Source organism: Zhongshania aquatica (assembly GCF_027257955.1).
In the GTDB taxonomy this organism is placed as follows: domain Bacteria; phylum Pseudomonadota; class Gammaproteobacteria; order Pseudomonadales; family Spongiibacteraceae; genus Spongiibacter; species Spongiibacter aquatica.
In genome coordinates this window covers 94,611-103,335 of record NZ_JANZNQ010000015.1, presented here as the reverse complement: position 1 = coordinate 103,335, position 8,725 = coordinate 94,611, and the positions used below count along the sequence as shown (strand labels likewise).

Here is an 8,725-nt window from a genome sequence, read left to right as displayed (position 1 = left end):
TTTTACGTTTATCAGCCACAATCTTGCCTTCGCGAAACTCTTTTCGCCATCGTGACAGCATGAACGGATGTATGTCGAGTGTGTCCGCTACCTCTTTGACTTGAATTCCGTCAATCAAACTCAGTTGAACCGATTTCACTTTGAATTCATCTGAATACTGCCAGGTCTTTCTTGGCTTTGTGTATTTTGGCATAGGACACCTCATCTATTAGATTTTGGTGTCCGTTAAATTGGGACAAGATCAGTTCGCGTATGAGCCACTTGTTAGCTCCCAAGTTCAGTTATATGCCAAAGTTCACCACTTGGCCCCCAAAGATAAACAACTGATCCCCATGATTCTCGTTTAATTTCGCTATGTTTGACTTTATTAAGTCCAGACACCAACTCATAGGCTTCATCTATATTTTCCACAATAAGCTGTAACATCAAATTATTCGCGAAGTCTTCGTTGTAATATCTCTGAAGGAAGAACGTACAATCGGACTGTTGGAAAATAGTAAGATCTGGGCCAGCGCTCTCACCTTTAAAGCCAAGAGATTCGTAAAAGGATTTTGATAAATCATAGTCCTTGCTCGGAACAAACGGTCTAATTTCTTTAATATTCAAAGATCAATTCCTTTTCCAAAGCTAACGCCCACAACAGAGGCCAAACGGAGTGGAGCCAATTTGCGGTAAAGTGAGCGCAGCGAACCGCAAATTAGCGGAGCGTAGTTTGGTCCCTTGCTTGTGATTGTTAGCTGTGGGCCAAATAACCAAATAATTTAGCATGTGAAGACTTACCAAAAACACTAGAAGTTAATACTCCGTGTAAAACTCGACGCATTACTTCGAATTTTGCATTATCAAAGTTGTTATAGTCAGTATCAAATGCGCTATCGATGCCTTGTAGATGAACTCTATTTCTCAATTTTCTAACTTGGCTAATATCCTTATATAGCGTGTTAACTGAGCCTAACAGCTTTTTTGCCTCAACCTTTTTTGTTAGCTGGTCAAAGGTCATTTCTTTTGGGAGCGGCGAAGCCAATTTTATGAATATTTCCGTGTCGTTTTTGAAGCTATCGGTGCCAATTTTATATTGATTACTAGAAAATTTATTTATCGATTGCCATTCTGTATTTGAACCATGACCAGAGCTTACAACCAGATATTGGAATATGGCTTCAATAACTGCTGCACCGTGGATAACAAATGATTTAATGTTTTGCTTATGTAGCACATCACTAAGATTAAGATCCTCTACAACCTTATACAAAAACTCTACATATTGAAGCGTATATGCCAAGTTCTTGACCAACGGATAAGTTTTATCTTTTGAAAAACCTAGAATCGGAACAATAAAGCTATTTAAATGCGATTCAAGATTGCTAATTGATGCGGGATACCATTTTTCCTTACTTCCCTTCAACGTCAAATTATTAGTCATATCAGTTACCGCGATCCTTCCTTGTTTGAACAGCTAACAGTGAATTCAAATGCGTTGCGCTTTATAACTCGTGTACATGGCGAGTCGAAGCTTTGAGGTGATGAAGCAGGATAATTCCATTTGAATCAGGGTGATAGCAACCTGTAATGATTTTTGCATTTGTGTGCATCCTGCATTTGATGTGGAATCCCTTTACCCTTGAGCATAGTCACTTCCCAATAAAAATCAATTGCTTACGCAAACTCCACCATAATTAGTGAGCGCAATGCTGCTGAATACGAGTTTGACAGCTGTGCTTGGGCTTCCCCGGGTACAGCGACTGACCGCTAATATGACGTTAGAGCCAAACGCTCCCAATCATTACGTTGGTCAAATTCAACGTCCTTACCTTCTCGGATAGATTCGTGCATACCGGGAATGGATAGCAGATGAAGAGTCTCATTGATGGCATTCCAGTCGTCTTCCGACAGCAAAACAGCGTTGCCCCTCTTTCTAGTAATATTAATAGGTCGGTGACTTGTAGACGTTTCATCTATCAGCGCGTAAAGCTTGGAACGAGTTTCTCGTGGCATTAAGTGTGGTCATAGGTTCCTCCATATAGACGAAAGCATACGCCATTACGTACAGAAGCCAACTCCAAGCATCCCAGCAAAAGTCGATTGCGACATTCTTAGCTGGGCGCGTATCACTTGCGGCGGTGATGGCTCGGACAACGCAGCAACCTTTAACCGGCCGCCCCTTTTATGTGCACGGACTTCGCGAATACCGTTCAATATTTCTAGAACAGCATCTCGTTTAGTCCTGGTCGATCGCCTCCGCGGTTTGTTTGAACACATGGCTCGGAATCGTGGCTCGCTCCGATTTACTATAAATCGTAAGCATCCATATTTCATGATCCTGCGTTTTCCAGTAATAAATAACCCGAACACCGCGAGTTGAGCTAACTTATGTCTTTGTTCGAGATGCTACCTAATCGCCCAAATCTCTTGTTGTTAAGGGGCGATTTCTGTCCGATTAAGCAGCCTTTATTCCACGGGACATGAGTCGTCTTGACATATTTTGGCCGATATTTGATTCAAATAAATGGCCGGTTTATGGGTAAATAAACAAAAGGGCTTACCTTTTTATAACTGGATCGCCCTCTGTTCGTTTAACGATTGCCAGCCAGATAGTCGTTTATTACTTCGTGGAAACGCCGCACGCGAGTCTCCTGCCCCGACAGATAGCAATCTTGGTAAGCCATCGAGTGTAAGCCGCGTTGTTGGGTTACCGCCAGAGACAAATCCTGAGATAAGAAATCGCCCTGATCAATCGCCGCCTCATAGTCGACAAAATTTCCCTCCTCGTGCATCGCCTCTTCAAAGGGACGCATACCGTACAAAGTCGCTACCTCAGTTGCACCTTCAACCTGTGGTACCAAATACCAATAATCAAACGTCGACCAGTTGGGGTCATTGGCATCTGGCTCTGTACGAAAGATATGAAGACCTTCGGGGGTAGCCGTCAATGTTAGGTTTGGAAAGCAGGTGTGATGCATTTGATCTGTCAGTTCGTCATCGCTTAGGGCATCGAAATAGTGAAAACCTCGTGACGAACCTAATCGGCGCCTAGCTTCCTGCAGGGCCAGCCGAGCCTCTTGTGCGCGTCCCTGATATGCGTCGAGATCAACATCCCACTGTTTGAGTACGTCGGCCCACAGAGGTTGAATGTCATTTTTTACCGGAGATCGAGACGATGGCTGTAACTTTTCGATCATGCGGTTGTGGCCATTCGGGTACATTTCAAACACGGTTGTCGAATAGTGGTCATCTATCATAGACATAAACTGTGGATGCACCGCAGGAATATGATAGGCCTCATTAAAGTTGTCTGATGCAAATTTCCAATTTGTGTTTACCCGCAATGTACGCCATACAACTCTGGTGTAGTTCTCGAGGTCTCGATTGCTTAATAAGGTCGGAATCGGATCGAGATATTCCAATAGGGGTTTCGCATTCTGATCAAAGCTCCAAAAAATAAAGCCGCCCCAGGTTTCGCAACGCAGTTGTTTTAGGCGTAATTTTCCACACGGGTTTCCCTGCGGAAAATCCTCTGGATCCTGCACCCAGATCAACTCGCCATCCAACCCCCACTTCCAACCATGATAGGGACAGGTAAATGCATCCATACCACCCTCGTCGGTATCTACCAATTGATTTCCGCGATGCATACAGACATTGAAAAAGGCGCGGATCGTATCGTCCTTCTGTTTAACCATCATCACAGATTCATGATGAAAATTATGCACAATAAAGTCGCCCGGCTGCTGCAATTGCGACTCTCGCCCTCCTACATGCCAAATGCGCTTCCACATATGCTCCCATTCACGTTCAGCAAACTCCTTTGACCAATAGCGATCACCCGTTATAGCGTCACCACGAGCTTTTGGCGACTCTGCGTCTGGGTGGGTTGGATAGCTTGCTGTCTGTAGACTTTCGGATTCAGTATCAGCCACAATGATGCCCTCATTAAATTAAATTCAGTCATTCCCGATACGGGATAGGATGGAGTTGTAAATCAGCGCTCGCCATGAATTTCATTAAGTGAACCCGGAAGCGGCATTCCTGGATAAATATAATATTTTTTGCACTTCCAAAGTGTGCCTACTTTTATGCAATCCATGCGATAACGTACATGCACGTGAACGTCATTATCGTCATTTGCGCGCCCCAATCCCTGCACATATGCACGCATTACCGCAGTATCACCATTGTAAGATTCAACTCGAAAGTTACTTATGTAGTGGGTGTGGTGAGACATATCAGCAAACACTGTGTCGTAGAATTTCTTAAATTCTACTTTGCCGGACATCAGTGGTAGACCAATATTAGAAAAATCGAGAACCGCGTCATCGACAAATAAATCGAGAAGTTCGTCAACATCCTTGAGTTTATCTACTGCGTAGCAGTAATCGGTCATTAGATCTTGTAACGCAAAGCGTTCATCGAGAGGAATCGCTGGCATGGAACTGTCTCCTATATGAATAAGTATTTATTGCTGTCTAGTTGAGCCAAGATATAATTAGAATACCATTCTAAAATGACAATCTAGTTTTATTGTTAAGCCGTGTCAACTAGAATTTCATACTGACCGACCAGCTTACTTATTCGCTAAAACTTAGGATCACAACTTATGGCTGACGCTGAACAGCACACATCCGACTTCTCTTCCCTATCGTGGCTGAACGGTAAAGATTGGGTCATTCCAGCGTCCCAGGACAGAAGTAAGAAAACCCTGCTAAAGATTCTCGTATCTGCCAAAACACTGTTCATTGACAAAGGATTTGAAGCCACCACTATCGCAGAAATCTCACGCCATTCAGACGTGTCTTCCGGATCTATTTACAACTTATTCTCGGATAAGAACGCTATTTGTCGGGCTCTGTTCGAGAACTACCGCCTGAACCGTGAAGCTAAAATTGCCGATTTAATCGCCCGCCATGACTGGCGTAAAGAAAAGGCCCAAGACATTGTTCGCTTCCACCTGGAAATCATTTTTAGCTCATCACGGGACGACACCGGCTTTTTAAGGTTGATAGAGCAGCAAAGGCTCCGCGACCCATTGTTGTTTGAAATACGGGCCGAATCTGAAGAGAATTTTTGTTTAGCAATGCTGGAACTGTATAAATGCCGTCGTGACGATTTTAACCATCCCGATTTGAAAATCGCAGTACGCTATGCGCACTACATTATCCGCGGCGCGGCTATGTGGTCCATTCTGCCGGCTGGCGCACAAAACCAATTTCTCAAAGTAACTGACAAGCAATTCAAGGAAGAAACCACACGTATGGTCTGCAGTTATCTAGGTCTCACGCTGAAATAACGCCGGAAGATCGTAGACCGCGGTTATTGATGCGGTGTAAATTTTTTACGGAGTAATAATAATGGTAGGCTTACTGGTAACACTTCGCCAGTAAGCCCTTTTTTAGACACTCATCTAATGTAGTTTTAATCTTGGCCGCAGCAATCGATTAAAGCGACCCGCCATCAACAACATTAAAGTACGTAACCAACCATAGATAGCTGCTTGATGTAGCCGGTACAAGCTTACGTACATCATTCTAGCCATCCAGCCTTCAATAAAGAAACTGCCGCCGCGCACGCTACCCATCAAATTGCCCAGTGCAGAATACTCAGAGAGTGACACCAGTGATCCGTGGTCCCGATATTTAAAGGGTAATAAGGGCTGTCCTTTAACAAGACGTGTCAAATTCGCCGCCGTATGCTTTGCCATTTGCTGTGCAGACTGCGCGCGCGGGGGAACATTTTTACCCTCGGCTAGCTCGCAGGCGCAGCAATCGCCAATGGCAAAAATCGAGGGGTCAGCCGTTTGTAAATTTGGATCAACCACCAGTTGGTTTATGCGGTTTACTTCTAGCCCCCACTGCCCCACTGCATCTGGTGCTTTGATACCTGCCGCCCAGACCAATAGTGCCGCATCAATACGCTCGCCATCGCGGGTGATAAAACCCTGTTCATCAGCCTCTTTCACCATGGTGCCGGTATGAACTTTCACGCCCATATTCTCTAGCTCTGCTTGCGCGGCGGTGGCAATCTGCTCACTCAGCGCAGGTAATAAGCGTGGGCCAGCTTCGATAACATGAACCTGCAAACGACTGCGATCCAGCTCTTTGTGCCCATAGAGTTTTAAGAGTGCCACCGCATGATGAATTTCCGCCGCCAATTCCACCCCAGTCGCACCGCCACCAACAATAGCGACTGACACCGGGCCACGATAAAAATCAGCGCTCAAACAGTGATTCAAAAACCGTTCGTGAAAGCGGTCGGCCTGCTCTCTGGTATCTAAAAATAAACAATGGTCACGCACACCAGGCGTATTAAAATCATTGCCGAGACTGCCGACAGTGATTACTAAGTAATCATAGGGAATACGACGTTCAGGTAAAATTTGTTCGCCTGCTGAACCGATTGCTGCTTCGAGAATAACGTTTTTCTTTTCACGATCTAGACCGCTCATCCGCCCTTTAGAAAAATTGTAATAGTTTTGATGGGCATGAGCGCGATAATCCACCGCATCTAGGTCAGAATCAATGGCGCCCGTGGCGACTTCGTGAAAACGGGGTTTCCAGATATGACTAGCACTGGCATCAACTAAGGTGATATTCGCCTTTCGGCTTTTTCCTAAACTACGGCCTAACTTTGTTACTAACGGTAATCCTCCTGCACCGCCACCCACAACAACAATATTCATCACTATTTTACCTCTACATAACATTAATTCATTTCATGTGACTCGTCGTCATCTAGGTCTCTGTCGTCCGCAGATTTGACTACCACTGTACCTGCCAACTTGTCGTGCCAACCTTGTTTTTTTGCGTCAAATGCCACCCAGACAATGCCTAGAAACAGAGGAATCATCGACACGTAATAGCCAACATAGCGAATTACAAATTGCGTTGTCGTCGGCTTAGCGCCTGTGCGCGCATCGACAATTCGTAAGCCAGTGATCAGCTTACCAGGGGTCGCCGACTTATATACCCAGAATAAAAGCACTGCCAAAGCGGGGAGTAAATAGTTCAGCAGCAGCTCCGTACCCGTGCGTGTGGTTTGCTCACCCAGCCAGTAGTCACGACCATAAAGGGCGGTTAGCAAGGGCCCTGCTACAAGAAGAATTAAGATTGAATCGATGATAGACGCGCCAACACGAACCCAGAAGCCAGCGTACTTTCGAGTGCTCATATACAGAATATCTCTACTTACTATTAAGGGCCTAAAACAGGTTTAACCTCTGGCATGGAGTAGAACTGAATCGATACCACTAATTCGCTACGGCGGGATTCTAGAGGCCTCATGGGTAAAAAGCAGAAAACTTGATACCAAGGGTAACGCTAGTCACATTTTAGCGCTAGCCTTTAGTAAAAATAGGAGTAGAAATAATTTTTTATCAAAGAAGCATCTATAAAATAGTGGTATATCGTCGTGGTTTAATTCTCTGACATAGACCAATCAAACTCCATTTGCTTGGCAGTACGCGCCGCCAATTCCGTACTTTGCAAACGCGCCACCAAGTACAAACTCATATCTATACCTGCGGAAATTCCACCAGAACTGACAAATCGGCCACTGTCTACCCACCGTGTTTCTTCGCATACACGCAAGTTTGGAAACGCTCGCTTAAGACTATCTATATCTTCCCAATGTGTAGTGACTTTTTGATCAGTAACGACGCCAGCGGCCGCCAGTAAAAATACTCCGGTGCACACTGATGCCACTAATTGCGCTTGCGCAGATTGGACGACAAGCCAAGACAACACTGATGACTTGGCCATTTCACTATCATGAACACCGCCCACTACAATCAACACATCTATCTTCGGATGATTGTTGAAGCCGTAGTGCGGCAGCACCGTAAACCCTGCGCGCGCAGTTACCGGTGCAGACGTTTCGGCAATCAGAAAAACATGAAAGTGTGGCTTATCACCACAAAGCCGAGCGGCGGTAGAAAAGACTTCAAAGGGACCAGCAAAATCCAACACCTCCGCATTGTCATAAAAATAGATACCAACATTCATCACCCTACTCCCGCATTGACGCGCTAGTCATGACTGTAAAAGCGAGAGTGGATTTGTCGGCAAAATGCGCTCAAGTTTTCGTAACGCCGCGCAATAGCATTAAAATCATTGTCTATGTCAGCTAAAATAAATTCCGCCAAAAAACCAAAAACACAAGCGTCTAGAACACTGGGTTTGTCGTTCATAAAATAGGTTTTACTACCCAACAAGATAGACAAACTATCTAGTGTATTAACCAGTATTTGTTGAATTTCTGTATCTGAATGACGCCCCATACCCTGTTTAAGTAAGGCAGAGCGAACCCCCCTACGCACTACTACTGGGACCAACTTATTTAATGGAAACGGCAGCGAGCCAAAGAATGTGGCCTTAGTTAAAGGCCATGTTTGATCGCGCATCCAACGTGAATACAACAAACACCAATACAGATTTTCATCCAGAGATTTGGCAATCAAATACGACTGCGCACGCTGTTCTGGGCACAAATCAGCGTACATAGTAACGCCAGGCTTGGCATTCAAGTAATCTAGAATGAATGCTGAGTCAGCAATTGTTTGCCCATTTTCAATGATATACGGCAATTTACCTTTCGGGGCCGTGCGCAGATTAGCAACAGCAGACTTCCGCTCAAACTCCAAGCCTGCCATACGCAGATAAGCATCAACTTTTAGCACAAACGGACTGGCATCCACTAAGCCAAAAGCTTCATTAAAGCCATATAAGGTAATCAT

The 8,725-nt window shown here is 44.9% G+C and carries 11 protein-coding genes; 1 reads left to right on the top strand and 10 read right to left on the bottom strand.

The genetic code is table 11. The annotated features are described in order from the left end of the window. The 6 genes from O9X78_RS14990 to O9X78_RS14965 all read right to left on the bottom strand — a co-directional run. Positions 1-193: transposase (locus O9X78_RS14990; protein ID WP_269620534.1), on the bottom strand; the 193-nt coding region annotated here is incomplete at its 3' end. Positions 194-264: 71 nt separating this feature from the next. After that, a complete protein-coding gene (locus O9X78_RS14985) occupies positions 265-606 on the bottom strand; it encodes a VOC family protein (protein ID WP_269620532.1) in 342 nt (113 codons plus the stop codon). 127 nt (positions 607-733) lie between these two features. Next, a complete protein-coding gene (locus O9X78_RS14980) occupies positions 734-1,423 on the bottom strand; it encodes a hypothetical protein (protein ID WP_269620531.1) in 690 nt (229 codons plus the stop codon). A gap of 326 nt (positions 1,424-1,749) precedes the next feature. Further along, entirely contained in the window at positions 1,750-1,995 is a 246-nt protein-coding gene (locus O9X78_RS14975) for a type II toxin-antitoxin system Phd/YefM family antitoxin (RefSeq protein ID WP_269620530.1), read from the bottom strand. A gap of 578 nt (positions 1,996-2,573) precedes the next feature. Continuing rightward, positions 2,574-3,917, bottom strand: coding sequence for an aromatic ring-hydroxylating oxygenase subunit alpha (locus O9X78_RS14970; RefSeq protein WP_269620529.1), 1,344 nt, complete (start codon positions 3,915-3,917; stop codon positions 2,574-2,576). Positions 3,918-3,979: 62 nt separating this feature from the next. Further along, a complete protein-coding gene (locus O9X78_RS14965) occupies positions 3,980-4,426 on the bottom strand; it encodes a nuclear transport factor 2 family protein (RefSeq protein ID WP_269620528.1) in 447 nt (148 codons plus the stop codon). 168 nt (positions 4,427-4,594) lie between these two features. On the opposite strand from O9X78_RS14965, the gene O9X78_RS14960 reads away from it, so the two are divergent. Beyond that, positions 4,595-5,284 (top strand): TetR/AcrR family transcriptional regulator, encoded by a 690-nt coding sequence (locus tag O9X78_RS14960; RefSeq protein WP_269620527.1) that lies wholly within the window; start codon positions 4,595-4,597, stop codon positions 5,282-5,284. Between the two features lie 114 nt (positions 5,285-5,398). Here the strand turns inward: O9X78_RS14960 and O9X78_RS14955 are convergent, their stop codons facing one another. The 4 genes from O9X78_RS14955 to O9X78_RS14940 form a co-directional block, all read right to left on the bottom strand. Then, positions 5,399-6,673, bottom strand: coding sequence for an NAD(P)/FAD-dependent oxidoreductase (locus O9X78_RS14955; RefSeq protein WP_269620526.1), 1,275 nt, complete (start codon positions 6,671-6,673; stop codon positions 5,399-5,401). A 23-nt stretch (positions 6,674-6,696) separates the two neighbouring features. Then, the gene (locus tag O9X78_RS14950) at positions 6,697-7,161 is read right to left on the bottom strand and encodes an RDD family protein (protein WP_269620525.1); all 465 of its coding nucleotides are present in this window, start codon (positions 7,159-7,161) and stop codon (positions 6,697-6,699) included. Positions 7,162-7,406: 245 nt separating this feature from the next. Next, the gene (locus O9X78_RS14945; RefSeq protein ID WP_269620524.1) at positions 7,407-7,994 is read right to left on the bottom strand and encodes a DJ-1/PfpI family protein; all 588 of its coding nucleotides are present in this window, start codon (positions 7,992-7,994) and stop codon (positions 7,407-7,409) included. Positions 7,995-8,017: 23 nt separating this feature from the next. Further along, positions 8,018-8,725, bottom strand: coding sequence for a glutathione S-transferase family protein (locus O9X78_RS14940; RefSeq protein ID WP_269620522.1), 708 nt, complete (start codon positions 8,723-8,725; stop codon positions 8,018-8,020).